General features: G+C 68.3%; 19 protein-coding genes. 18 read left to right on the forward strand and 1 reads right to left on the reverse strand.

The genetic code is table 11. From position 1 onward, the window contains the following. Window positions 1–239 precede the first annotated feature (239 nt). From infC to AC5Y43_RS23090, 5 genes are all read left to right on the forward strand, one after another. The gene (gene infC / locus AC5Y43_RS23070) at window positions 240–827 is read left to right on the forward strand and encodes a translation initiation factor IF-3 (RefSeq protein WP_499976424.1); all 588 of its coding nucleotides are present in this window, start codon (window positions 240–242) and stop codon (window positions 825–827) included. Window positions 828–870: 43 nt separating this feature from the next. Then, window positions 871–1065: a 50S ribosomal protein L35 gene (gene rpmI, locus AC5Y43_RS23075; RefSeq protein WP_083139999.1), complete on the forward strand. Its 195-nt coding sequence runs from the start codon at window positions 871–873 to the stop codon at window positions 1063–1065. 58 nt (window positions 1066–1123) lie between these two features. Beyond that, a complete protein-coding gene (rplT, locus tag AC5Y43_RS23080; RefSeq protein WP_085204515.1) occupies window positions 1124–1519 on the forward strand; it encodes a 50S ribosomal protein L20 in 396 nt (131 codons plus the stop codon). Between the two features lie 17 nt (window positions 1520–1536). After that, a complete protein-coding gene (locus AC5Y43_RS23085; RefSeq protein WP_499976426.1) occupies window positions 1537–2307 on the forward strand; it encodes a TrmH family RNA methyltransferase in 771 nt (256 codons plus the stop codon). A 221-nt stretch (window positions 2308–2528) separates the two neighbouring features. Beyond that, the gene (locus AC5Y43_RS23090) at window positions 2529–3236 is read left to right on the forward strand and encodes a PE family protein (protein WP_499976376.1); all 708 of its coding nucleotides are present in this window, start codon (window positions 2529–2531) and stop codon (window positions 3234–3236) included. Here AC5Y43_RS23090 and AC5Y43_RS23095 read toward each other — a convergent pair. Beyond that, the gene (locus tag AC5Y43_RS23095) at window positions 3233–4291 is read right to left on the reverse strand and encodes an oxygenase MpaB family protein (RefSeq protein WP_499976381.1); all 1059 of its coding nucleotides are present in this window, start codon (window positions 4289–4291) and stop codon (window positions 3233–3235) included. The genes AC5Y43_RS23090 and AC5Y43_RS23095 overlap by 4 nt on opposite strands. A 269-nt stretch (window positions 4292–4560) precedes the next feature. On the opposite strand from AC5Y43_RS23095, the gene AC5Y43_RS23100 reads away from it, so the two are divergent. From AC5Y43_RS23100 to AC5Y43_RS23160, 13 genes are all read left to right on the forward strand, one after another. Continuing rightward, window positions 4561–5496: a PE family protein gene (locus tag AC5Y43_RS23100; RefSeq protein WP_499976384.1), complete on the forward strand. Its 936-nt coding sequence runs from the start codon at window positions 4561–4563 to the stop codon at window positions 5494–5496. A gap of 43 nt (window positions 5497–5539) precedes the next feature. Then, entirely contained in the window at window positions 5540–6427 is an 888-nt protein-coding gene (locus AC5Y43_RS23105) for an adenylate/guanylate cyclase domain-containing protein (protein ID WP_499976387.1), read from the forward strand. Window positions 6428–6445: 18 nt separating this feature from the next. Next, a complete protein-coding gene (locus AC5Y43_RS23110) occupies window positions 6446–7222 on the forward strand; it encodes a rhomboid-like protein (RefSeq protein WP_499976389.1) in 777 nt (258 codons plus the stop codon). 89 nt (window positions 7223–7311) lie between these two features. Beyond that, window positions 7312–8355, forward strand: a complete 1044-nt coding sequence (pheS, locus tag AC5Y43_RS23115; RefSeq protein WP_499976391.1) for a phenylalanine--tRNA ligase subunit alpha — start codon at window positions 7312–7314, stop codon at window positions 8353–8355. Continuing rightward, on the forward strand, window positions 8355–10841 hold the full coding sequence (gene pheT, locus AC5Y43_RS23120; RefSeq protein ID WP_499976393.1) for a phenylalanine--tRNA ligase subunit beta: 2487 nt from the start codon (window positions 8355–8357) through the stop codon (window positions 10839–10841). The genes pheS and pheT overlap by 1 nt, the downstream gene beginning before the upstream one ends. 127 nt (window positions 10842–10968) lie before the next feature. Continuing rightward, on the forward strand, window positions 10969–12357 hold the full coding sequence (locus AC5Y43_RS23125; RefSeq protein WP_499976395.1) for a PE family protein: 1389 nt from the start codon (window positions 10969–10971) through the stop codon (window positions 12355–12357). Window positions 12358–12785: 428 nt separating this feature from the next. Continuing rightward, entirely contained in the window at window positions 12786–14294 is a 1509-nt protein-coding gene (locus AC5Y43_RS23130) for a PE family protein (RefSeq protein WP_499976397.1), read from the forward strand. A 245-nt stretch (window positions 14295–14539) separates the two neighbouring features. Beyond that, on the forward strand, window positions 14540–16030 hold the full coding sequence (locus AC5Y43_RS23135) for a PE family protein (RefSeq protein WP_499976400.1): 1491 nt from the start codon (window positions 14540–14542) through the stop codon (window positions 16028–16030). 103 nt (window positions 16031–16133) lie between these two features. Continuing rightward, on the forward strand, window positions 16134–17459 hold the full coding sequence (locus tag AC5Y43_RS23140; protein ID WP_499976404.1) for a PE family protein: 1326 nt from the start codon (window positions 16134–16136) through the stop codon (window positions 17457–17459). Between the two features lie 126 nt (window positions 17460–17585). Beyond that, on the forward strand, window positions 17586–18506 hold the full coding sequence (locus AC5Y43_RS23145) for a PE family protein (protein WP_499976406.1): 921 nt from the start codon (window positions 17586–17588) through the stop codon (window positions 18504–18506). A gap of 111 nt (window positions 18507–18617) precedes the next feature. Further along, window positions 18618–20474, forward strand: coding sequence for a PE family protein (locus tag AC5Y43_RS23150; protein ID WP_499976409.1), 1857 nt, complete (start codon window positions 18618–18620; stop codon window positions 20472–20474). Window positions 20475–20670: 196 nt separating this feature from the next. Next, complete coding sequence (locus AC5Y43_RS23155; protein WP_499976411.1) at window positions 20671–21996, forward strand: PE family protein; 1326 nt, start codon at window positions 20671–20673, stop codon at window positions 21994–21996. A 366-nt stretch (window positions 21997–22362) separates the two neighbouring features. Further along, window positions 22363–25350: PE domain-containing protein (locus AC5Y43_RS23160; RefSeq protein ID WP_499976413.1), on the forward strand; the 2988-nt coding region annotated here is incomplete at its 3' end.

The raw sequence follows: 25350 nt of genomic DNA on the forward strand, positions 1-25350 counted from the left end.
CCGGGAACAGTTAAGTGGAGTCCCACTCCCACCGCTGGCCACGAGAACGTTGTGAAGGTTCAGCGGTCCGGTCACAGGCATCGTGAATGCCTGTTCCGCAGGTATTGCGGGCGGCGTGAGTAGATCTCGAGCCGCGGTCGGTCGGTATTGGGCCCTGCTTGTGCAGGGCTTTTTTGCTGGTGGGGTGGCCTTCACCTACGGGACGCTGACGACAACAGAAGCCCAACAAGGGAGGCCCCATCAGCACTGAGACCCGCGTCAACGAGCGCATCCGCGTACCTGAAGTCCGATTGATCGGCCCGGGAGGGGAGCAGGTAGGCATAGTGCGCATCGAAGACGCACTGCGCGTCGCCGCGGACGCCGATCTCGATCTCGTCGAAGTTGCCCCCAACGCCAGACCCCCGGTCTGCAAGATCATGGACTACGGCAAGTTCAAATACGAGGCGGCGCAAAAGGCGCGCGAATCCCGCCGGAACCAGCAGCAGACCGTGGTCAAGGAACAAAAGCTGCGGCCCAAGATCGACGATCACGATTACGAGACGAAGAAGGGCCACGTCATCCGCTTCCTGGAGGCGGGATCCAAGGTCAAGGTCACCATCATGTTTCGCGGACGTGAGCAGTCGCGGCCCGAGCTGGGCTACCGATTGCTGCAGCGGCTGGGGGCCGACGTCGCCGAATACGGCTTCGTCGAAACCTCGGCGAAGCAGGACGGCCGCAACATGACGATGGTGCTGGCACCGCACCGCGGCGCGAAGACCCGCGCCAGGGCGCGGCATCCCGAGGAACACGGCGGCGCGGACCCCGAGGCCGCCCCGTCGGCCAACTGACCCGACAGCGACAAGTAGCTGAAGTAGCAGAAGTAGAGGAAACATGCCCAAGGCCAAGACCCACAGCGGGGCGTCGAAACGGTTCCGGCGCACCGGAACCGGGAAGATCGTCCGGCAGAAAGCCAATCGCCGGCACCTGCTCGAGCACAAGCCGACCAAACGCACCCGACGGCTCGACGGCCGCACGGTAGTGGCAGCCAACGACACCAAGCGCGTCAACAAGCTGCTCAACGGCTGACCCCGACACCCCATTTCGTCTAGAAACGTCTAGAAAAGTCTGAAAGTAGGAACAACCCATGGCACGCGTGAAGCGGGCGGTCAACGCCCACAAGAAGAGGCGCAGCGTCCTGAAGGCCTCGAAAGGCTATCGCGGCCAGCGATCCCGGCTCTACCGCAAAGCCAAAGAGCAGCAACTGCATTCGCTGAACTACGCCTACCGTGACCGCCGCGCCCGCAAGGGCGAGTTCCGCAAGTTGTGGATCTCGCGGATCAACGCCGCCGCGCGCGCCAACGACATCACCTACAACCGGTTGATCCAGGGCCTCAAGGCCGCCGGTGTCGAGGTGGACCGCAAGAACCTCGCCGACATCGCGATCACCGACCCGGCCGCGTTCACCGCGCTCGTCGACGTCGCCCGCGCGGCCCTGCCCGACGACGTCAACGCTCCGTCGGATTCCGGAGAGGCCGCCTAACGGCCGCCACGGCGCCGCTGCTCACCGAACGCTCGGCCCGGGTGGCCGAGGCGGTCAAGTTGCACCGGCACGTCGGCCGTCGGCGCACCGGACGGTTTTTGGCCGAAGGCCCGAACCTGCTCGAGGCGGCCGCCGCGCGCGGGTTGGTGCGCGACGTGTTCGCCACCGAGGCCGCGGCGCACCGGCACGCGGCGCTGCTGGCGGCGTTGACGTGCCCGGTGCATACGGTCACCGAGAAGGCCGCAAAGGCGTTGTCCGACACCGTCACCCCGGCCGGGCTGGTGGCGGTGTGCGACATGCCGGCGAACCGCCTCGAGGATGTTCTGGCCACCCCACCCCGGTTGGTCGCGGTCGCCGTCGAGATCGGCGAGCCGGGCAACGCGGGCACGCTGATCCGCATCGCCGACGCCGTGGGCGCGGGGGCGGTGATCCTCGCCGGGCATAGCGTCGACCCCTACAACGGCAAGTGCCTGCGCGCGTCGGCCGGCAGCATCTTCTCGATCCCCGTCGTCGCCGCGGCCGACACCGACGCCGCCGTCGCAGCGCTGCGCGGTGCCGGGCTACAGATCCTGGCCACCACTCTCGACGGCGAGACCTCTCTCGACGAGGCCGACCTGGCCGCACCGACGGCCTGGCTGTTCGGCGCGGAGGCCCACGGCTTGCCGGCCGAAATTGCGGCCGCGGCCGACCACCGGGTGCGTATCCCGATGGCCGGCGGCGCCGAGAGCCTCAACGTGGCGTCGGCCGCGGCCATCTGCCTCTACCAGAGCGCCCGGGCGCTGGACTGAGCGCCTCTTTGACCGCCGAGACTGCGGTGAGCGCTAGCCGAAGGCCGGAAATCGCGCTCTCACCGCAGACTCGGTGGTGACGTGGGGCCATTGCGCAGCAAACTGCGTGCCGCGGGGTGTCCAAAATGCTCCGCGGCGCCGGCGCGGGCTGTTAGGCTCTGGCTCCCGACCTATTGGGCGTATGTGTCATAGCGTGCTTGGAGTGCAAGGAGGCAAAGGCAATGTCGTTGCTGAGTGTGGCGCCGGACATCGTGTCGGCGGCGAGCGGGAACTTGGACAACTTGGGCTCTGCGCTACGGAGCGCCAGCGCGGCCGCGGCCGGCCAGACGACCGCGGTGGTGGCGCCGGCCGCCGACGAGATCTCGGCGGCGATCACGGCACTGCTCGGTTCGCACGCCCAGGAATTTCAAGCGGTCAATGCCCAGGCCGCGGCCTTCCATGACGAGTTCGTGAGCAATCTGAACGGCGGGGCGGCGCAGTATGTGGCCGCCGAACTGGCCAATGCTCAGCAGATCCTCGGCCCGGGCGGTGCCGCCGTCCCCGCCGATGTTGCCATTTCCGGTCTCCCGGGTTTCAGCCAGAACTTCAACTTCGGCCCGTTCGGGTTGTCCCTGAGCACGGCGAACGTGTCCCTGGGCGCCAACGGGTTTCTGGCATCCACGAATGCGAGCCTGTCGCTGAACACCCCGTTCGGTTCCCCCACGTTGTTGTCGGCCACCGGGACCGAGGCCGTCTTCCCGAACGGCCAGTTCCTGTTTGCCGTGGGGCAGTCGATCCCGTATGCGTCCTATTCGGCGGCGATCACCGGAAGCGTGTTGCCCGCGGTCCAAATCACCGGGGTGACGCTGGGCCTCAACAACCTGGTGCTGTCGTTCCCGGGAACCTACCTCGGCGGCTTGATTCCCAACGTCTCGGTGATCACCGGCTAGGCGGCCCGCGGGCTGCGGCCCCGCGCGGGCCGCAACCCGGCCAGCGACAGCGTGCCGTGCACCAGCGAGCCGGCCCGTTCCATCAGGGCGCGGGCGGGTTCCAGCGGGGAGCGAAGAGCGGGGCGGGAATGTGGAGGGAAGTAGTGCATCGGCAGCCCGCGACGGTCCCGCGGGGGCGCCATGAACGTCGGCGCCTCGACCAGCGGCGCGTCGTCGGGCAGCCGTCCCTCGGCGCGGCGGTAGGCGGCCAGCGCGCGCGGGTGTAGCCGGATCTCGTCGGGCACGGCGAAGAAGGCGAGCTCGACGAGCTTGCCGAAGGCCCGCAGCAGCACCTCGTCGCCCGGCGTCCAGTGCATGCCGGCCTTCTCGCGCACCGCGGGGTCGAACAGCCCCGCCGCGATCCAGCGCTGCCCGGCCACCAGCGGCTTGAACATCTGGTCCCACAGCGGCGTCGGCATCAGCACGAACTTCGGCTTGGGAATGCGGATGTTGAAGATGTCCAGCGTCGCCTGGTTGATCTCCAGCTCGTCGCGGCAGACGCGCTCCCAGTACTGCTGGAATTCCTCCCACGACGTCGGCACCGGGCGCATGCTCATCCCGTACATCCGGTACCACTGCACGTGCTCGTCGAAGAGTTGCCGCTTCTCGGCCTCGGTCAGGCCCCCGCAGAAGTACTCCGCCACCTTGATGATCAGCATGAAGAACGTGGCGTGCGCCCAGTAGAAGGTTTCCGGGTTCAGGGCGTGGTAGCGGCGCCCCGCGGTGTCGACGCCCTTGATGGTGCGGTGATAGCTCTTGATCTGCTGTCCGGTCTGGGCCGCGCGGTCACCGTCGTAGACCACGCCCATGATCGGGTACACCGACCGGGCCACGCGCTGCAGGGGCTCGCGCAACAGGATGGAGTGCTCTTCGACGGCCGCGCCGAGTTCCGGATACATGTTCTGGATCGCGCCGATCCAGACGCCCATCATGCCGGTGCGGAGGTCACCGAAGTACTTCCACGTGAGCGAGTCGGGCCCGAGCGGATCGGCGGATGTCGTTGCGATGGCAGTCATCTCGGCCTCCTGCGCCTAACTGTGCCCACGATAAGCTTTGACAACGCGCGTTGTCTACGACTTGGGCCCGGCGTGCCGCAAGTGCTACCGAACGTGTGCGAACACGTGATTTCCCTGTAGTCACGAGCAGGCACAGCCGGGCCGGCCGGCCGACGCAATTCGGCCGGGATGAATTCTGCCGAATCAATACATATCCGGAACGCGATTTCGCTGTTACGATCACTTCGCTTTTACCGGCTCGGCAATCTATTCGGCCAGGAAAGGGTGCTATGTCATTCGTAAGCGTCACACCGGACGTAATGACCGCGGCAAGCGCAAACCTCACATCTATTGGATCTTCATTGCGTTCGGCCCAGGCGGCGGCAGCGGGCCAGACGACGGCGATAGCGGCGCTGGGTGCCGATGAGGTGTCGGCGGCGATCACCTCGATTTTCGATACTGCCGGCCAGCAATTCCAAGCCCTCGGAGCGCAGGCCGCGGCTTATCACGACAACTTCGTGAGCGCCTTGACTGCCGGAATCGGTCAGTACGCGGCCGCCGAAGCCGCCAATGTCCAGCAAGCCGCCGCCGAGGCCGCCCAGACCATCAACACTCCCTTTGGCGCCCTGACGGTTTCGTTTGGCGGGACCCTGCCCTCGCCCGGTCCGAACGGTCCGTTCTCGGCGTTCGGGAACGCGACCAACGCGCTGATCGGTACCGCAAACGTCACGTTGACGGGGAACGTCTTAACCGGCCCCGCCGGCATTCCGGGAACCGAATTCCAGGTCACCGGCGGAACCCTTACCGCGCCCGGGCTGGTCTCGCTTCTCAGTGCCGGATTCGGTCCCACCGTCACGGGCAACACCTCGCTGATGAATAGCGTCAACGCCCTTATCGGTGATCTGCAAACGGGGAACTTGCCGGGTGCCGCCTTGGCGCTGTTCAGCGCTCCAGGCAACTACTTGACCGCCATTACCATCGGCTCCACCACGGTCAACATTCCGATCGACACCACCGCGTTCGGCGGGCCGGTCGGCACGTTGGGTATTCCGTTCAATGGCGTTTTTGCCAACCCGCAGCCGATAACGGCTTCGTGGCCGACATTTAACGTCACGTCCGGTGGCGTTGATTACACCGTCGACGGCGTCAGCAACATGCCAATCGGAACCACGAGTGGTTTCGTTCCCCTCGTGCTGGGCGGAATCGCGAGCCTGTTCGGCCTGTAGGACCGGGGCAGCTTCCGGCGTCCGCACCGCATACCCTGGCGTCGTGGACGTTGGGCAGCGCGATTCAAAGTCCGGCGAATCCGGACAGACCGCTACCACGCTGCCGAAGCGGTCACCGGCCCACTGGCTGCGCAGCACGAATTACAACCCCGGGGTGATCGGGTTTGTCCGGCGCGCGCGGCGGCTGCTGCCCGGTGATCCCGAGTTCGGCGACCCGCTGTCCACCGCGGGCGACGGCGGACCGCGCGCCGCGGCGCGGGCCGCCGACCGGCTGCTGGGCAACCGTGGCGCGGTGTCGCGCGAAGTGAGCCTGGGCGTGCTGCAGCTGTGGCAGGCGCTGACCGAGACGGTGTCCCGGCGGCCGGCGAACCCCGAGGTGACGCTGGTATTCACCGACCTGGTCGGCTTCTCGAGCTGGTCGCTGGAGGCGGGGGACGAGGCGGCCCTGGTGCTGCTGCGGCACGTGGCGCGGGCCGTCGAGCCGCCCCTGCTCGACGCCGGCGGGCACATCGTCAAACGCATGGGCGATGGCATCATGGCCGTGTTCCGCGACCCGACGGTCGCGCTGCGGGCGGTGCTGGCCGCCGACGAGGCCCTGAAATCGGTTGCGGTCGGCGGCTATACGCCGCGCATGCGGGTCGGGATCCACACCGGCCGACCACAGCGGATGGCCGCGGACTGGCTGGGCGTCGACGTGAACATCGCCGCGCGGGTTATGGAAAGGGGCACCAAAGGTGGAATCATGGTGTCGAGCTCGACGTTGGACCTCATACCGCAAACCGAACTGGACGCGTTAGGCATCGCCGCCAAGCGCGCACGCAAGCCCGTTTTTTCGGGCAAAACCGCCGGCATCCCCGCCGACCTGGGGATTTACCGGCTGAAAACTCATAAGGACTTGACAGCGTTTGAGCACACCGCCGAAACAAATTAGCCCGCATAATGGACCCCGATGATCGGGGGCATCTTCGCCCGGCTCGCCCGGGTCCAATTCACCATCGGGTACGTGGCGATCCTGCTCGCCATCAGCAGCGCCATCCTGGTGCTGGGCCCGCAGGCGCATGACCTGCTCGTCGAGCGCGCCAGCACCAACCTGCACAACCTGTCGCACGGCCACATCGGCACCCTGCTGGGCAGCGCGCTGGTCGTCGACGCCGGACCGCTCTATTTCTGGCTGCCGTTTTTGACCTGCCTGCTCGCGCTGGCCGAGCTGCACCTGCGCACCATCCGCCTGGCCGTGGCGTTCGTCGTCGGCCACATCGGCGCGACGCTCGTGGTGGCCGCCGCGCTGGCCGCGGCCGTCGAGTTCGGCTGGCTGCCGGTGTCGATCACCCGGGCCAGCGACGTCGGCATGAGCTACGGCGCCCTGGCGGTGCTCGGCGCGATGACCGCGGTGATTCCCCCGCGCTGGCGCGCGGCGTGGATCGGCTGGTGGGTCGCGGCCGGTTTGGCGTCGGCGATCATCGGCGGCGACTTCACCGATGCCGGTCACACCGTCGCGGTCATCCTCGGCGTGCTGGTATCGGCGCGGTTCCGGCAGCCGATCCACTGGACGCCGACGCGGCGCCTGATGCTGGCGGCGTCGTCGGGCTTCGGGTTCCTGGTGCTGGCGCACCACTGGGGGACGATGGCCGCCGCGCCGGTGTTCGGTGTCCTGGGCGCGCTGGCAGCTCACAAGATCGCCCAACTCGCCACCGCGCGGGCCGTGCAGCCGGCCATGGTCGGCTAGCCACCGCCACCCGATCCCCTAAGATCGGCACTTGCGCTGGGCAAATCCAGCGGTTCCGACAGCCTCGTCAGCAAGGAGAGTGCCGCCGCGTGGGCGATCAACCCGTCGACCTGTCGCCGGAGGCCTTGGCCGATGCGGTCACCGCCGCCCGGCAGGCCATCGCCGGCGCCGACGACCTGGACGCGCTGGCACGGGTCAAGACCGAGCACCTCGGTGACCGCTCGCCGCTGGCACTGGCGCGCCAGGCGCTGGGCGGCGTCCCCAAGGACGAGCGCGCCGACGCCGGCAAGCGGGTCAACACCGCGCGCGGGGAGGCCCAGCGCAGCTACGACGAACGGCTGGCCGCGCTGCGCGCCGAGCGCGACGCCGCGGTCCTGATCGCCGAGGGCATCGACGTCACGCTGCCCTCGACCCGGCAGCCGGCCGGCGCCCGGCACCCGATCACGATCCTGGCCGAGCACATCGCCGACACCTTCGTCGCGATGGGCTGGGAACTGGCCGAGGGCCCCGAGGTCGAGACCGAGCAGTTCAACTTCGATGCCCTCAACTTTCCCGCCGACCATCCCGCCCGCAGCGAGCAGGACACGTTCTATGTCGCGCCCGAGGGCTCGCGGCAGTTGCTGCGCACCCACACCTCGCCGGTACAGGTGCGCACGCTGCTGGAACGCGAGCTGCCCGTTTACATCATCTCGATCGGCCGCACGTTTCGCACCGACGAGCTCGACGCCACCCACACCCCGGTTTTCCACCAGGTCGAGGGCCTGGCGGTGGACCGCGGCCTGACCATGGCCCACCTGCGCGGCACGCTGGATGCGTTCGCGCGCGCCGAGTTCGGGGCGGACGCGCGCACCCGGATCCGGCCGCACTTCTTCCCGTTCACCGAGCCGTCCGCCGAGGTCGACGTGTGGTTCGCCGGCAAGAAGGGCGGCGCCGACTGGGTGGAGTGGGGCGGCTGCGGCATGGTGCACCCAAACGTGTTGCGCGCCGCGGGAATTGACCCCGACACCTACTCCGGCTTCGCGTTCGGCATGGGCCTGGAACGCACCCTGCAGTTCCGCAACGGGATCCCGGACATGCGCGACATGGTCGAGGGCGACGTGCGATTCTCGCTGCCGTTCGGGGTCGGTGCCTGATGCGCGTCCCGTACAGCTGGCTGCGCGAGGTGGTGAACGCCGGCGCGCCCGGCTGGGACGCGTCCCCCGGCGAGGTCGCGGAAACGCTGGTGCGCGTCGGCCATGAGGTCGAAGACGTCAGCACGCTCGGTCCCGTTGACGGGCCGCTGACCGTCGGCCGCGTCACCGCCATCGAAGAGCTCACCGAATTCAAGAAGCCGATCCGGGCCTGCCTGGTCGACGTCGGCGAGGGCAAGCCGCGCGAGATCGTCTGCGGGGCAACCAACTTCGTGGTCGACGACCTGGTCGTGGTGGCGCTGCCGGGCGCCACCCTGCCCGGCGGGTTCGCGATCGCGTCGCGCAAGACCTACGGCCGCACCTCCGACGGCATGATCTGCTCGGCCGCCGAACTCGGTTTGGGCGCAGACCATTCCGGGATCCTGGTGCTGCCGCCCGGCACCGCCGAACCAGGCGCCGACGGCGCCGCGGTGCTGGGGCTCGACGACGTGGTGTTGCACCTGGCGATCACCCCCGACCGCGGCTACTGCATGTCGGTGCGCGGCCTGGCGCGTGAGATCGCGTGCGCCTACGACCTGAAGTTCGTTGATCCTGCTGACGTCAAGCCGTTGCCAGCCGAGGGCGAGGCGTGGCCGCTGACGGTCGACGCCGAAACGGGCGTGCGGCGGTTTGCGCTGCGACCGGTCACCGGGATCGACCCCGCCGCCGTGTCGCCGTGGTGGCTGCAGCGGCGGCTGCTGCTGGCCGGCATCCGCGCCACGTCCCCGGCGGTGGACGTCACCAACTACGTGATGATCGAGCTCGGCCACCCGATGCACGCCCACGACCGCGCCCGCATCACGGGCAGCTTCGGCGTGCGGTTCGCCCGGCCGGGCGAAACCGTCGTCACGCTGGACGACATCGAGCGCAAGCTCGATCCGGCCGACGTCCTGATCGTCGACGACACCGCGACCGCGGCGATCGGCGGCGTCATGGGCGCGGCGACCACCGAGGTGCGCGACGACTCGACCGACGTGCTGCTGGAGGCCGCGGTGTGGGACCCGGCCGGGGTGTCGCGGACGCAGCGCAGGCTGCACCTGCCCAGCGAGGCCGCCAGGCGCTACGAGCGGTCCGTGGACCCGGCCATCTCGGTGGCGGCGCTGGACCGTTGCGCGGCGCTGCTCGCCGAGATCGCCGGGGGAGCGGTGTCGCCAACCCTGACCGACTGGCGGGGCGACCCGCCCCGGGACGACTGGTCGGGCCCGCCGATCCGGATCGCGGCGGACCTGCCCGACCGCTTCGCCGGCGTCGCGTACGCCCCGGACACGACGACCCGGCGCCTGACCCAGATCGGCGCGGCCGTCATCGAGGACGGCGCCGCGCTGACCGTGACGCCGCCGAGTTGGCGCCCCGACCTGCTGCAGCCCGCGGACCTCGTCGAGGAGGTCATGCGGCTGGAGGGGCTGGAGGTCATCCCGTCGGTGCTGCCGGCCGCCCCCGCCGGGCGCGGGCTCAGCGCCGTGCAAAAGCGCCGCCGCGCCATCGGCAAGTCGCTGGCCCAATCCGGCTACGTCGAGATCCTGCCCACCCCGTTCCTGCCACCCGGGGTGTTCGACCTGTGGGGGTTGCCGGCCGACGATCCGCGGCGCGCGACGACGCAGGTGCTCAACCCCCTGGAGGCCGACCGTCCGGCGCTGGCCACCACGCTACTGCCCGCGTTACTGGAAGCCTTGGGGCGCAACGTATCCCGCGGTCTCGTCGACACCGCGCTGTTCGCGCTGGCTCAGGTGGTCCGGCCGACCGACGAGACCCGCGCCGTCGAGCTGATCCCCGTGCACCGCCGTCCCACCGAGGCCGAGGTCGCGGCGCTGGACGCGTCGCTGCCGCGGCAACCCCAGCACGTCGCGGCGGTGCTGACCGGCCTGCGCGAACCCCGCGGCCCCTGGGGGCCGGGCCGGCGCGCCGAAGCCGCCGACGCGTTCGAGGCGGTGCGAATCGTGGCGCGCGCCAGCGGGATTGACATCCGCCTACGCGCGGCCCAGCAGTTGCCCTGGCACCCGGGCCGGTGCGCGGAGGTGCTGGTGGGGGAGACCTGCGTCGGGCACGCCGGGCAGCTGCACCCCGCGGTGATCGAGCGCGCCGGGCTGCCCAAGGGCACCTGCGCGATGGAGCTGAACCTCGAGGCGATCCCCATCGTCGACGCGCTGCCCGCGCCGCGGGTGTCGCCGTTTCCCGCCGTGTTCCAGGACGTCAGCCTGGTGGTGGCCGCCGACGTGCCCGCCCAGGCCGTCGCCGACGCCGTGCGGGAGGGGGCGGGCGAGCTGCTCGAGGACCTCCAGCTGTTCGACGTGTTCACCGGCCCGCAGATCGGCGAGCACCGCAAGTCGCTGACGTTCGCGCTGCGCTTCCGGGCGCCCGATCGGACACTGACCGAGGACGACGCCAGCGCGGCCCGCGACGCCGCGGTGCGCCGCGCGGCCGAGACCGTCGGCGCCGAACTGCGCGCTTAACGCGCGATCTACGACCCCCCGGCGCGGCTTTCTACGACCTCTGACCGATGGTCTTCGTCGACGACCCCGAAAAGATCTTACTTTCAAGTAAGGACTGGGCATCGCGCATCGAGTCGAGGAGCTGGACATGTCGTTTGTGACCGTCACGCCGGAGCTGATCCAGGGCGCGGCCCGGGATCTGGCGGGCATTCGATCCTCGCTGGCCGAGGCCGCCGCCGACGCGACGGGCCCCACCACCGGGATCGCGGCCGCGGCCCAGGACGAGATATCGGTCGCGATCGCGTCGCTGTTCGGCGGGGTCGGCCGGGAGTTTCAGGCCATGGGCGCCCAAGCGCAGGCGTTTCACGCGGAGTTCGTCGCCCTGATGAGCGGCGGGGCCGGCGCCTACGTGCGCGCCGAAGCCACCAGCGTTGCCGATTTCGGCGCCGCCGTCGCCGCCCCGTACCAGGCGCTGGTCTCCAACACCGCCGCCAACCTGCAAAGCCTCGACGGCGCCATCACGGCCAACCCGCAGCCGCTGCTGCGCCAGTTCCTGGCCAACCAGATGACGTACAGCCAGGCGATTGTCACGGGACTTCCCGGCGCCGTGCAGGGCCTGCCCGCCGCGCTGGCCAACCTGCCCGCCACCGTCCAGGCCGGCTTCCAGACCGGGCTACCCGCCGTGCAGCAGCTCGCGAACACCGAGCTCGGTTACGGCCAGCTGATCGCCACGTCGCTGCAGAACGCCCGCAACGATTTTCTGGCCGGGCTCAACGCCTTCCCGGCAAACTTCCAAACCGGGCTCCAGACCATCATGAGCGGCGATGTCAACGGCGGCCTGCTGCAGGTCGGCGGGGCCTTCCTCGCCCCGGCTCTCACCGGGCTCAACGTCAACGTCGACCCGGTAACCAACCTTCTCGTCATCACCCCGCAGGGCGCGGCGGGCGACCTGCTACCCCTCTTCGGCATCCCCGGGCAGATGGCCCAGAACCTCACGAACCTGCTGCCGGCCGGGTCGATCCCGGCGATGGTCGCGCAGAACGCGACCAACGCCGTCACGACGCTGACCGATGTGTCGCAGACGCTGGATCTCAACACCGGAAACCTGCACGTCGGGCTGCCTTTGGCGCTGGCCCTGGACGCGCTCGGCCCGCCGGCCACCACGCTGCAGGCCGTCGGCTCCAGCGCGAGCGCGTTCGTCGGCGCGGTGCAAACGGGGGACGGCCTCGGCGCGGCCGCGGCGCTGCTCGATGCGCCCGCGGTCATCGCCAACGGCTTCCTCAACGGCCAAACGACGCTGCAGCTTCCGGCGCTGCTCGGCACCGGCGCCGACGGCATCGAAACATTCACCGCCATCCCGCTGGGCGGGATCCTCACCCCGCTGCAGTTCGCGTCGCTCAGCATCCCGGCGCTCGGGCCGGGGTCGCTGACCCTCAGCGGCACGGGCTTCGGGGGCATCCTGCCCGGCCTGCTGACCTTCCTTCCCCAGGCGCTTGCCGCAGCGATCGCACCGCCGCCGATCACGCCGATCATGTAGCCGGACGGCGCCTGAGCGCGTGTTCAGCCTCGGACCTCAGCTGGCACAGGTCATCACGCCGATCAGCTGACCGCCGCGGACGCCCGCCTCCCGCTTCCGGGCGGCGGCGATCCACTGGGGGGGGCGCGTAGCGCCAATCGCCTTGGCGAGCAGTGGGTTTCGGTCATTTGTTGGCTGTGCCGTGCCCGCAATACGATTCATATCTAAGAAAAGTCTGTGACAACGCCCGTTGCCCTTTGGTGGAGAGACGGCAGCTTATTAGGCTCACGTCTGTCTAGGTTACTGCGGGGTAAGTTTCCAGCCGGTAACCGGAAACAAGAAGAGCTGAGGGGGGCCTCGCGCACGTTCGTTGCGCGGGGCCCTTGCTCGATCAGGGCCGGATGGGTGACCGCCGGTCGCCGCCTAGATGGCCGAAGGAGAGGGTCGAAATGTCGTTTCTGACCGCAATGCCGGACCTCGTTGAGAGCGCAGCCACGAATTTGGCTGGGCTTCGTTCGTCGCTGGCCGATGCCGCGGCGACCGCGGCGGGCCCCACGACCGGGATCGCTACCGCGGCGCAGGACGAGGTGTCGATCGCGATCGCCTCGATGTTCGGCAACGTCGGCCAGGAATTCCAGGCGCTCAGCGCCCAGGCCCAGACGTTCCATCAACAGTTCGTCAGCTTGATGAACGCGGGCGCCACCGCCTACGCCGGCGCCGAGGCCGCCAACGCCGCCAACGCTGGCGCCCAAGCGATTTCGAATGCGATCACCGCTTCTCCCATCGCCCTCGGGACGCTGCAGACGGGTGGGGGCTCCTCCCTGATCGGCGGGCTCAGCTCGTTCGGTGCGACGGTCGCCGCGCCCTACCAGGCGCTGGTTTCCAACACCGTCACCAACCTGCAGGCCATCAACAGTACTTTCAGCGCCAATCCCTTCCCGTTCCTGCATCAGTTCGCCGCCAACCAGATGGGCTACGCGCAGACCATCGGCTCGTCGATCGTGACCGGCATCCAGAACCTGCCGTCGGAGCTGGCCAATTTGCCGGCGACCATCCAAAGCGGCATCCAGGGCCTGTCCACGTTCAACCCGGGCGCTCTGCTGCAGCAGTTCGTCACCAACCAGAGCGGCTATGCCCAGACCATCGCCACCGGTCTGCAGAACGCCGCGCACGACCTCGCAACCGGGGCGCAGCTGCTGCCGGCGGGTTTTGAGGCGGCCTTCCAGGATCTGTTGGCGGGCAACAACGTCGGCGCCTACCAGGCCATCAACGAGACGCTCATCAACGCCTTCCTCCCCGGTTTCAATGCCGTCCAGGTAGGGCCCGGCGACACCTCGCTTCTGCTCGATATCGTGCCGACGGGTCCGCTGGGAGACCTGGCACCCATCCTGGCCATCCCGGGGCAGATGGCGCAGAACTTCACCAACCTGCTGCCCGCCGGTTCCATCCCGGCGCACATCGCCCAGCACGCCACCAATCTGGTGAACGCCTTCACCGATTTGGGGACGACGTTGTTCATCAGCAACGTCGCCAACCTGAACTTCGGCGTCCCACTGCAGCTCATCCTGGACGGCGTCGGCGCGCCGGTGAACGCGCTCAGCGCGCTCAACTCCAGCGCGGTGACGTTCGTGGGAGCGATGCAGGCAGGGAACGCGTCGGCGGCCGCCGCCGCACTCCTGGACGCCCCGGCGATGGTGGCCAATGGGTTCCTCAATGGCACGACGATGGTGGCCTTGCCCACGGTGTCGGTGGCCCTGTTCCCCGGCGTGGATCTTCCCTCGACCACCTACCTGCCCCTGGGCGGGCTGCTCACCCCGCTCAGCATCCCCACGGTCCTGGTCGACCTGGGCGGCGGGCTCGTGGCGCCACTCGAACTCTCCGGAGGCACCCCGATCGGCGGCCTGATTCCCGGGCTGCTGAGCTTCCCCGCCCAGTTGGCGGCGGCCATCGCCACCTAGCACTCGGCGCGCCACGGCGGTAACGCATCGAAAACCAAAGTAAAGCCTCGCGAATGCTGTGAAAACTCGCGTTGTCTTTGGAGGGGGTCATCACCCCTGGTTACGCTCATTTTTGTCTTGGTTACCGGAGGGTAACCGCCCGCAAAATCGGAGCCGCGGGGCCGTTCGCAACGATGCGGTCGGTCTCGGTGGGCTCGTGGTGAATGCCGGATGACCACTGGTCATTCGTGACTCAAGGAGAACCCATGTCGTTTCTGACCGCAATGCCGGAGCTGGTTGAAAGCGCGGCCCAAAACCTGGCGGGCATTCGCTCGTCGCTCGCCGAAGCCGCGGCTACCGCAGCGGGACCCACGACCGGGCTCGCCACCGCGGCGCAGGACGAGGTGTCGATCGCGATCGCCTCGATGTTCGGCAACGTCGGCCAGGAATTCCAGGCGCTCAGCGCCCAGGCGCAGACGTTCCACGAGCAGTTCGTCGCGTTGATGGGCGCCGGGGCGGGCGCCTACGCGAATGCCGAGGCCGCCAACGCCGCGCAGGCTGCGATGGGCGGCATCAGCCAAAGTTTCGGCGCGCTCGGGGCAGTGCAGACGGGTGCGGCCTCCCCGCTGGTCAATGGGTTGAGCTCGTTCGGTGCCGCGCTGGCCGCGCCCTACCAAACGCTGGTTTCCAACACGGTCACCAACCTGCAGGCCATCAACAGTACTTTCAGCGCCAACCCCTTTCCGTTCCTGCACCAGCTCGCCGCCAACCAGATGGGCTACGCGCAGACCATCGGCGCGTCGATCGCGACCGGCATCCAGAACCTGCCGGCCGAGTTGGCCAACCTGCCGGCCACCATCCAAACCGGCATCCAGGGCCTTTCCACGGTCAACCCGGGCGCGCTGCTGCAGCAATTCATCACCACCCAGACCGGCTACGCCCAGACGATCGCCACGGGCCTGCAGAACGCCGGGCACGACCTCGTCACCGGGTTGAGCGGTCTGCCGGCAAGTTTCCAGGCGGCCGGACAGGCCCTCGCGGCCGGCGACTTCCCGGGCGCGATCCACGACGTCACCCAAGGCCTGCAAAACGTCTTCCTCCCCGGTTTCCAGGAGGCCACCGTCGACATCGGCGAGCTGGGTCAACCCATCCTGCTGCCCATCACCCCGCTCGGCCCGCTGGGCGACCTGGCGCCGATCCTGGCGATCCCCGGCCAGATGGCGCAGAACTTCACCAACCTGCTGCCGGCCGGATCCATCCCCGCCCAAATCGCACAAAACTTCACCAACGTGGTCAACACGACCACCAACTTCGGTGCGACGCTTAATCTTTCGGACCTCGGCATCAACTTCGGCCTGCCGCTGCAGCTGGTGTTCGACGGGATCGGCGCGCCCATCAACGGGCTGGTTGCGCTGAATTCCAGCGCGGCAGCGTTCGTCGCCGCGGCGCAAACGGGCAACGCGTCGGCGGCGGCGCTGGCGTTCCTCGACGCGCCGGCCAACGTCGCCAACGGCTTCCTCAACGGCCAGACGCTGATCAGCCTGCCCGAGTTCACGGTGAACGTCACCGCCGGCGGTTTCCCGATCACCGCGCTGACATCGGTCGCCGAGTTGCCGGTGGGCGGGCTGCTCACGCCGCTGAGCCCGGTCATCCTCGGCGGCGTCGGCGGGGGACCGCTGCCGGGCACGCCGATCGGCGGCCTCATCCCCGGCTTCCTGAGCTTCGGCCAGCAACTCGCCGCGGCCATCGCCCCCTGACCCCGGTGCGGCCGATTTCGCCGCGCGGGCTACGGGGATGTGACTAGGCTCACATCTGTCTGATGGCCGTTGCGACCGTCGTCTGCAGCGATGGGGGATGGGTATGTCGTACCTCAGCACGACACCCGAGGAGATACAGGCCGCCGCCCGCAACCTGTCCGGTATCCGGTCGATGCTGGCCCAGTCCAGCGCGTCGGCGGCCGCGCCCACGGCCGGAGTGGTGGCCGCGGCAGCGGACCAGGTGTCGGCGCAGGTCGCGGCGTTTTTCGGCCAATTCGGCCAGGAGTACCAGGTCATCAGCGCCCAGGCGCAGGCGTTTCACGAGCAGTTCGTCGACCTCATGGGCTCGGGCGCGAGCGCCTATCTCGGCACCGAATTGGCCAACGCCGAACAGAATGCGCTGAGCGCCGTGGGTGCGGGCATGCCCGTCGGTGCGCTGGCGCCGGCCGCCGGCAGCGGTCTCGCCGCGGTCGCCGGGCCTTATCAGACGCTGTTCGCGAACACCACCGCCAACCTGCAGGTGCTCGGCAACACCTTGCTGGCGAACCCGGCGCCTCTGCTGCGCCAGTTCGTCGCCAACCAATCGGGCTACGCGCAGACGATCGCCGCGGGGGCGCAGTACATCGTCCAGAACTTCCCCGCGGTACTGGCCAACGTGCCGGCCAACATCCGGGCCCTCGTCCAGGCCCTGCTCGCGTTCAATCCGGTGCCGTACGTGCAGCAGTTCATCGCCCACCAGATGGCCTACGCCCAGATCGTCGCCACGTCCCTGCAGAACGCGGCCCACGATTTCGGCGCCGGGCTGCAAGCGTTGCCGTCGGCCTTCCAATCCGCCGTGCAGGCGCTGCAGATGGGCGATGTCACCGGCGCCGTCACCGACGTCGCGCAGGGCTTCGTCAACCTGTTCGTCACCGGGCTGGACGTGAGTACGACCGGCAATCTCCTTGTGCCCCCGGGGATTACTGCCTCGATCGCTCCCGCGGGAGCGCTGGGGGACCTGTTACCGATCCTCACCATTCCGGGGATGATGGCCCAGGACTTCACCAACCTGCTGAAGCTCGGCGGGCCGTACAACGCGGCGACTGCATTCGGGTCCGGCGCGGCGACGTTCGTCGGTCAGTTGCAAACGGGGGACTTCGGCGGGGCGCTCGGCACCCTCGTCGACGGCCCGGCCGTCGTCGCCGATGCCTTCCTCAACGGCCAGTCGACGCTGCCCGTGACGTTCGACCTCAGCGGCTTGCCCGCGACCGTCAACCTTCCGATGAACGGGTTGCTCGTTCCCGTAACGCCCTACACGGCGTCGGTGGCGCTGATGAGTTCCCTCACGCTCACCGTCCCCGTCGGCGGCACGCCGATCAGCGGGCTCGCCACCGGCTTGCTGGCCTACGCCCCCCAGCAACTCGCGCTGGCCATCACCCCGGCGGGCTAGCCGCCGGCACGACACACCGGCGCGCCGTGAAAATCCACAATTTCCCCTGGTCACACACCTGCCCCAGTAGCCTCAACGCATCACGGTCACCGGGTGACCGTCCCATGAGTCGATGGGAGGTGGCGGATGTCGTATGTCGTCGCGGAGCCGGAATTGGTTCAGGCGGCCGCCCAGAACCTGGCCGGAATCCGATCCACGCTGGGCGAAGCCGCTGCGGCGGCCGCCGCTCCGACGACCGCGGTGGTGGCGGCGGCGCAGGATCAGGTGTCGGCCAGCGTCGCGGCGATGTTCGGGGCCTTCGGCGAGGAGTACCAGGCGATCAGCGCGCAAGCGCAGGCGTTTCATGGCCAGTTCGTCAACCTGGTGAGCGCGGGCGCGGGGGCCTACCTCGCCACGGATGTTGCCAACTCGCTCGTCGGCCCCTACGAAAGACTGCTGACGAATACCGCCGCCAATCTGCAAACCCTCGGCAACACTTGGGCCACCGTCACGGAACCCGCCCTGCTGCAAGCGATCACCGCCCACGCCAACGCGCTGACCTCCCCGGGACAACTCGTGCAGGGCTACGCCAACCTCGTCGAGAACCTGACCGTCCCGGTCTCGGTGACGATCACCTCGCTGAACCCACCGAACGCCTCGGTTGCCGTCGGGCTGGGGCTGCCGGAGCTGCTCGCCTTCGACGCGTTGGGTGCGCCGGTCAACGCGGCGCTGGCGGCTTCGTCAAGTGGCGCAGCGGTTCTCGGCGCGGTGCGCACCGGGGACCCGCTGGCGGTGCTGGCGGCATTCGCCGGCGCTCCCGCCAACATCGCCGACGCTTTCCTCAACGGACAGCAGGCGTTGCCCGTGCCGCTGCCGGTGCCCGGACTGACGGCCAACGTTCCCGTCAGCGGGCTTCTTGTTCCCCTGCAACCCTTTTCGACGACGACGACGCTGTCGGGTAACCCGTTGTTCCAAACGGTCACGATCACCGGCCCGCCGGTCGGCGGCTTCGTCCCCGCCCTGCTGAATTACGCCCCTCAACTGCTCGCGGCGGCGTTCGAGAGTTAGCGACACCCGGATCAACTCGCCGCGTTTGCTGGCGCGTGTCGAACGTTTCGCACTAAGCTCCTTTCGTCAGGGTCATTGTGGGGTGGTCTTCGTCGTCGACGGGAGATGGCTATGTCGTTTCTGACCGCAGCGCCGGGATTTGTGACGGCCGCAGCAGGGGATCTTGCGGGTATCGGTTCGGCGCTGGGCGAAGCCCACGTCGCGGCGGCGCTGCCGACCACCGGCCTGGTGGCCGCGGCGGGCGACGAGATCTCCGCTCAGATCGCGTCGTTGTTCGGCGCGTACGGCCAGCGATACCAGGCGCTCAGCGCGCAGGCGGCCGCCTTCCACAGCGAGTTCGTGCGCCAGCTGAACGGCAGCGCCGCCGCGTATGTGGGCACCGAGATCGCCAACGCCGAACAGGCGTTGCTGGCCGGGGGAGGCGCGGCCGCGGCCAGTTCGGCGGCCACGCTCCCGGTCCTCGGCGGCTCGGGCGGCCTGCTCGGCGGCCTGGGCGGGATCCTCGGCGGATCGACCGGTGGCGGCGGCGTGCCGACCCTCACCAACATCCTCGGGCCCGTCAACCTCGGCAACTTGACCCCGGGCTTGAGTCTCACGGGTGGACCCTTGGGTCCGATCCTCAACGGAATCGGACTGGACGTCGGCAACTTCTTCTCCAACGAGCTGGCCAACGGACTCACGCTGTCCGGTCTCACGTCGCTGGGAACCGGCCTCTTCCAGAACGTGCCGATACTCCAGCCGTTGCTGCCGACGTTGCAATCCCTGCTACCGGGTCTGTTCGGACAACCGGTCGGTACGACGGTGCCGGCCTACCCCAATCCCTATCAAGTGCTCGGGGAAACGACGGTCTACAACCTGAACCTGATGGGCTCCGAGTTCCTCAATCACCCGTTCCCGATCATGCACCAAATCGCCAGCAACCAGGCCCTTTACCTGCATGAGCTGTCCAACGCGATCACGGTCGATTTGCAAAACTTCCCCGCGAACGTGCCGGCGAACATCCAACTCGCCCTCCAGGGCGCGGCGTCCTTCAACCCGCTGGCACTGGGGCAGACGTTCGTCAATGGAGCGACCGGCTTCGGCGGCGTCGTCACCTCGTCGTTCCTGAAATTCGGTTACGACATCCAGGGCACGCTGCCGGTCTTCGAGAGCAACATCGCGCTGGCCAACACGGCGGTCATGACGGGCAACTACCACGAGGCGGTGCAGGACACGGCGCACGCGCTGCTGGGTCTCTTCATCACCGGGTTCGACACCAGCCATCTGACCATCACAGGTCCCGATTCGTTGATACCTCCTTACCAGATCGCCATCTCGGGACCTGTCGGGCTGCTTGGCCCGGCGGGAGACCTGCTCCCCATCCTCACCGCGATCGGCCAGCAGGTGCAGGGCGCCGCCAGCCTGGCTGCGCCCGGCATCCCTGCGCAGATGGCGGGCAACTTCGCCAACGCGATCGGCGCGATCACGGACGCGGGTGTCTCGGCGGACTTCCCGGTCACGGCCAGTTTGGTGCCGCTTGGTGCAACCCTGGGCGGCTCTGCCGTGTTCGGGCTGCCGTTGCAACTGGGCTTTGCGATCTTGGGTCCGCCGTTCGCCGGACTGGACGGCCTCGCGACGGGCGCGACGAGTTTTTCGTCCGCAATGCAGGCCGGCAACGTCTTGGGTGCGCTGAACGCCATCGGCGACACGCCCGCCTTCATGCTGAACGGCATGATCAACGGACAGGTGCTGGTGGATCTGCCGCTGCCGGTGACCGTAGACGGCATCACGCTTCCGGCGATAGCCCACGTGCCGTTCGACGGGATTCTCCATCCGCCGGAGCCGCTTTCGGTCACCATCCCGCTCGATGTTTCGGGTATCGATATCCCGATCAACGCGACCCTCGGCGGCACGCAATTTGGCGGCCTGTACCCATTCCTCATCAACACCCTGCCCCAACAGATCGCCTCGGCAATCGCGCTGACGTAGTCGGTGACGCGACAGCGCGCAGCCGAGGGGGGCCGGTGCGTCGCCGGCCCTTCGCTCGGGCCATCTCGCCGAATTGTGTTGTCGCGACGGTCTTTTCCCCGAGACAGCGTGCCCAACGCGGATGCGTGCGGACCGCCCGCCAAGGTGGCCGACAAATTTCGGGTTTACCTCGCGTTTTAGTGGGTAGTTCCCGTCGATGTCGTACGTCGTCGCGGTGCCGGAGCAGGTGCAGGCTGCGGCCCAAAACTTGGCGGGTATTCGCTCGTTGCTGGCCGAGGCGGCGGCCAGCGCGTCAGGGGCCACGACCGCAATAGTCCCCGCCGCCGCCGACCAGGTGTCGGCCGCAGTCTCGACCATGTTCGGGAATTTCGGGCAGGAGTTCCAAGCGCTCAGCGCCCAGGCTCAAGCGTTCCACGCCGAGTTCGTCAACGTGATGACCGCCGGCGCCGGCGCCTACCTGGGCGCCGAGGTGGCCAACGCCGAGGCGATGCTGGGCTCCGCGCTCGCGGCCCCGGCGATGGGGGCCGCGGCGGCCCAGAGTGTCAGTGCCGCCAGCCTTCTCGACGGCCTGACGGGTGGCATCGGCCTGCCCGCTCTGCCCGGCCTGCCCGCTCTGCCCGGCCTGCCCGGTCTCACCGGCCTGGGCCCGCTCGGTGGCATCGCCAATTCGCTGCTGCCCGGGCTGATCAACATCCAAACCAACGCGGGCCCCTACTTCACCGGCATCGCCGGGCCGTACCAAGCGCTCGTCTACAACACCGTGACGAACCTGAACAGCCTCGCGGGTGGTTGGTTGGCCGACCCGTTCCCGTTCCTGCGACAGTTCGTCGCCAACCAGATCGGTTACGGCCAGGCCATCGCGACGGCCCTGCAAACCGGGAACTTCCAGCCGGTCGCGGCCATACCCGGCGAGATTTCGCACAATGTGGCCAATGTGATTGGGGCACTGACCAATACCAACGTCACCTCATCGTTGGTGGTGGAGTCATTGCTGCCCACTCCAAGCCTGGCGCTGGACAATGCCGTCGGGTTGCCGCTGCTCTTCGGCGCCAGCCTGCTGGGCCCGCCGGCCGCGGCGCTCCAGGCGGCGGGTTCCAGCCTGTCGGCGTTCAGTTCCGCCGTCCAGGCCGGCAACGCCTCCGCGGCGTTCGCCGCCTTCGTCGACGCGCCCGCCTTCATCGCCGACGGCTTCCTCAACGGCCAGGCGACGTACCCCTACGCGCTGAACCTGTCGAGCCTGACCGGACCCGCCGTCGGGAACATCGCGAACGTCACCGTCGTCGCCAACCTCCCGCTGGACGGGCTGCTGCACCCGCCGGGCTACTACCCGGTGACGGCGACGGTCACGCTGCTGGACAACAGCGTCCTGCCCCCGATCGCCGTGAACCTGAGCCCCGGCAGCACGCCCTTCAGTGGGCTGCTGCCGCTCCTGGTGAATTACGTGCCCCAGCAGCTTGCCCAGGCGATCGGCGCGGCCCCGATATCGCCGCCGGTGATCTCGCTACCGATCCTGACCTTCTGATTTTGGACGGCCGTCTCGGAAATACTTGGCTTTCGCCGGGTTTCGGCCACCGGCCGTCGTTTAAAGGTGTACGCTCGTTCCAGATTCGTCGGCTGCGACTGGGCTAAGAAGGAACTGAATCTTGTTCAATAGCAAGCTCTTTGTACTTTAGGTATCGCAAATCTTCGCCCCTTCGGTAGGCTGAGTTTTCACGGCCCTACCCCTCGACGAGCCGCTTCGACGTCCGGAATGCTACGCAGACGCGCCCATCAGTGCTGAAAATAACCATTTTCGAATGTGGTTGCGTTGCACACCATTACGCTCATCTTGCCTTGATAAATCGGGCTGACATTTGCATATGTAGTTCATTTGCGTGGGGAGATGGACATGTCTTTTGTGGTCGCTGTTCCCGACCTCGTCGAAGTGGCAGCCCAGGATCTTGCCGGTATTCGCTCCGCGCTTGACGAGGTGACCCGGGCGATCATCGCCCCGACGACCAGCCTGGCGCCGGCGGCGGCGGACGAGGTGTCCGGTGCCATCGCCACACTCTTCGGCACGTTCGGCCGGGAGTACCAGGCACTCAACGCCGAACTCGCGGCGTTCCACAAAGCCTTCGTCGGCACCCTGGGTAGCGGCGCAGCCGCATACGCGAGCGCGGAAATCGCCAACGGGGCCGCACTGCTCGCCGGAAGCGGGAACCTCGCCGCCGACATCGGTGGTGCGATCTCCGGGTTCGGCGCCGCGCTCGGCGGCTCCCTGTCGGGTGGATTGAGCAGCAGCCTGGGCGCGAGCCTCGCCGGGACTGTCGAGACGCTTCTCAGCGCCGGCCTCGGCGGGATCGCCTACCAGACCGGCGGATTCATCCTGTCCGGCATCGGCAGCGGAATGGTCCAGACCGGAAACGCCATCATTCAGGCCGGGCTGGCTCTGGAAAACGCCGGCGCGACCTTCTCCGCCGTCGGCGCTCAGCTGATGGCCCAGGCCAACGCCGCCCTGCAGGCGCTACTGAACGCCAACTTCGCCGTCAACATCGGTGCCTCCCTGAACGCGGCGCTGAGCGGCAGCCTCAATGGAGTGGCGGCCAACATCGCGGCCGGACTGGGCAACCTGGGCAATCTGGCCGGCGCATTCCAGGCCGGCCTGAACGGGGCGCTGCAGACTGGGGCCACCCTGGCGGGCAACTTCCTGGCGGCGCTACCGGGCCTCCCGGCGCTCACGCTCCCGAACCTGGGCACGCTGGGCGTGGAACTCTCGGCGGCGCTCAACGGGTTGGGCGCGTCGATCAACGGTTCGCTGAACGCGGCGCTGAACGGGATGCTGGCGCTGCCGGGTCTGCCGGCGTTTACCCTGCCGAACCTGCCCGCATTGGGTGCGGACATCAACGCGGGCATCAACGCGTTGCTGAATGGCACGTTGGCGCTGCCGGGTCTGCCGCCGATCACGTTCCCGGGTCTGCCGGCGTTTACCTTCCCGAGCCTGCCGGCTCTTGGCGCGGGCATTAACGCGGGGATCAACGCCTTGCTGAACGGCACGTTGGCCTTGCCGGGTCTGCCGCCGATCACGCTGCCGGGTCTGCCGCCATTCACCTTCCCCGGCCTACCCGCGCTCACGCTGTCGCTCGGGCCGCTGGGCGCGGACATCGGCGGGGCGCTGAATGCGTTGTTGTCGGGTAGCTTGACGCTGCCGGGGCTGCCGCCGTTTACGTTCCCGGGTCTGCCGGCGTTCACGCTGCCGAACCTGCCGGCGCTGGGTGCCGACATCAACGCGGGCATCAACGCGCTGCTGAACGGGACGTTGGCGTTGCCGGGTCTGCCGCCGATCACCTTCCCGGGCCTGCCGGCGTTCACGTTGCCGAACTTGCCGGCTTTGGGTGCCGACATCAACGCGGGCATCAACGCGTTGCTTAATGGCACGTTGGCGTTGCCGGGGTTGCCGCCGATCACGTTCCCGGGTCTGCCGGCGTTGACGTTGCCGGGTCTGCCGGGGCTCGGTGCGAGTCTCACCGCGGCGCTCAATGGGCTGGGTGGGTCGATCAGCGCGGGGCTGAATGGGTTGGGGGCCAACCTCAATGCGTCGTTGAACGCGTTGTTGTCGGGTAGCTTGGCGCTGCCGGGGCTGCCGCCGATTACGTTCCCGTCGCTGCCGCCGCTGACGTTGCCGAACCTGCCGGCTTTGGGTGCGGACATCAACGCGGGTCTTACTGCGTTGCTGAATGGCACGTTGGCCTTGCCGGGTCTGCCGCCGATCACGTTCCCGTCGTTGCCGCCGTTGACGTTGCCGAACTTGCCGGCTTTGGGTGCGGACATCAACGCGGGCATTAATGCGTTGCTCAACGGGACGTTGGCGCTGCCGGGTCTGCCGCCGATCACGTTCCCGTCGTTGCCGCCGTTCACGCTGCCGAACCTGCCGGCCATCGGGGCGGACATCAACGCGGCCGTCCGGGGCTTGTTGTCAGGCAGTTTGACATTGCCGGGGTTGCCGCCGATTACGTTCCCGGCGTTGCCGCCGTTGACGTTCCCGAACCTGCCGGCTTTGGGTGCGGACATCAACGCGGGTATCAACGCGTTGCTCAACGGCACGTTGGCGTTGCCGGGGTTGCCGCCGATCAGCTTCCCGGCGCTGCCGCCGCTGACCTTGCCGAACCTGCCGGTGATTGGCGCGGACATCACCGCGGCGCTCAATGGGCTGGGTGGGTCGATCAGCGCGGGCCTGAATGGGTTGGGGGCCAACCTCAATGCGTCGTTGAACGCGTTGTTGTCGGGTAGCTTGGCGTTGCCGGGGTTGCCGCCGATTACGTTCCCGTCGTTGCCGCCGTTGACGTTCCCGAACTTGCCGGCTTTGGGTGCGGACATCAACGCGGGTCTTACTGCGTTGCTGAATGGCACGTTGGCGTTGCCGGGGTTGCCGCCGATTACGTTCCCGTCGTTGCCGCCGTTGACGTTGCCGAACTTGCCGGCTTTGGGTGCCGACATCAACGCGGGTATTAACGCGTTGCTCAATGGCACGTTGGCGTTGCCGGGGTTGCCGCCGATCACGTTCCCGTCGTTGCCGCCGTTGACGTTGCCGAACCTGCCGGCGCTGGGTGCGGACATCAACGCGGGTATTAACGCGTTGCTGAATGGCACGTTGGCGTTGCCGGGTCTGCCGCCGATCACCTTCCCGGGTCTGCCGGCGTTCACGTTCCCGAACTTGCCGGCTTTGGGTGCCGACATCAACGCGGGCATCAACGCGTTGCTCAACGGGACGCTGGCGTTGCCGGGGTTGCCGCCGATCACCTTCCCGGGTCTGCCGGCGTTGACGTTCCCGGGTCTGCCGGGGCTCGGTGCGAGCCTGACCGCGGCGCTCAATGGGCTGGGCGGCTCGATCAGCGCGGGC

Source organism: Mycobacterium sp. NGS57, assembly GCF_059812405.1.

Bases quoted from the DNA above. Each gene is read 5' to 3' on its own strand.
- rpmI (WP_083139999.1), top strand. From the start codon at position 871: ATGCCCAAGGCCAAGACCCACAGCGGGGCGTCGAAACGGTTCCGGCGC.
- rplT (WP_085204515.1), top strand. From the start codon at position 1,124: ATGGCACGCGTGAAGCGGGCGGTCAACGCCCACAAGAAGAGGCGCAGC.
- AC5Y43_RS23090 (WP_499976376.1), top strand. From the start codon at position 2,529: ATGTCGTTGCTGAGTGTGGCGCCGGACATCGTGTCGGCGGCGAGCGGG.
- AC5Y43_RS23095 (WP_499976381.1), bottom strand. From the start codon at position 4,291: ATGACTGCCATCGCAACGACATCCGCCGATCCGCTCGGGCCCGACTCG.
- AC5Y43_RS23100 (WP_499976384.1), top strand. From the start codon at position 4,561: ATGTCATTCGTAAGCGTCACACCGGACGTAATGACCGCGGCAAGCGCA.
- AC5Y43_RS23110 (WP_499976389.1), top strand. From the start codon at position 6,446: ATGATCGGGGGCATCTTCGCCCGGCTCGCCCGGGTCCAATTCACCATC.
- pheT (WP_499976393.1), top strand. From the start codon at position 8,355: ATGCGCGTCCCGTACAGCTGGCTGCGCGAGGTGGTGAACGCCGGCGCG.
- AC5Y43_RS23125 (WP_499976395.1), top strand. From the start codon at position 10,969: ATGTCGTTTGTGACCGTCACGCCGGAGCTGATCCAGGGCGCGGCCCGG.
- AC5Y43_RS23130 (WP_499976397.1), top strand. From the start codon at position 12,786: ATGTCGTTTCTGACCGCAATGCCGGACCTCGTTGAGAGCGCAGCCACG.
- AC5Y43_RS23135 (WP_499976400.1), top strand. From the start codon at position 14,540: ATGTCGTTTCTGACCGCAATGCCGGAGCTGGTTGAAAGCGCGGCCCAA.
- AC5Y43_RS23140 (WP_499976404.1), top strand. From the start codon at position 16,134: ATGTCGTACCTCAGCACGACACCCGAGGAGATACAGGCCGCCGCCCGC.
- AC5Y43_RS23145 (WP_499976406.1), top strand. From the start codon at position 17,586: ATGTCGTATGTCGTCGCGGAGCCGGAATTGGTTCAGGCGGCCGCCCAG.
- AC5Y43_RS23150 (WP_499976409.1), top strand. From the start codon at position 18,618: ATGTCGTTTCTGACCGCAGCGCCGGGATTTGTGACGGCCGCAGCAGGG.
- AC5Y43_RS23155 (WP_499976411.1), top strand. From the start codon at position 20,671: ATGTCGTACGTCGTCGCGGTGCCGGAGCAGGTGCAGGCTGCGGCCCAA.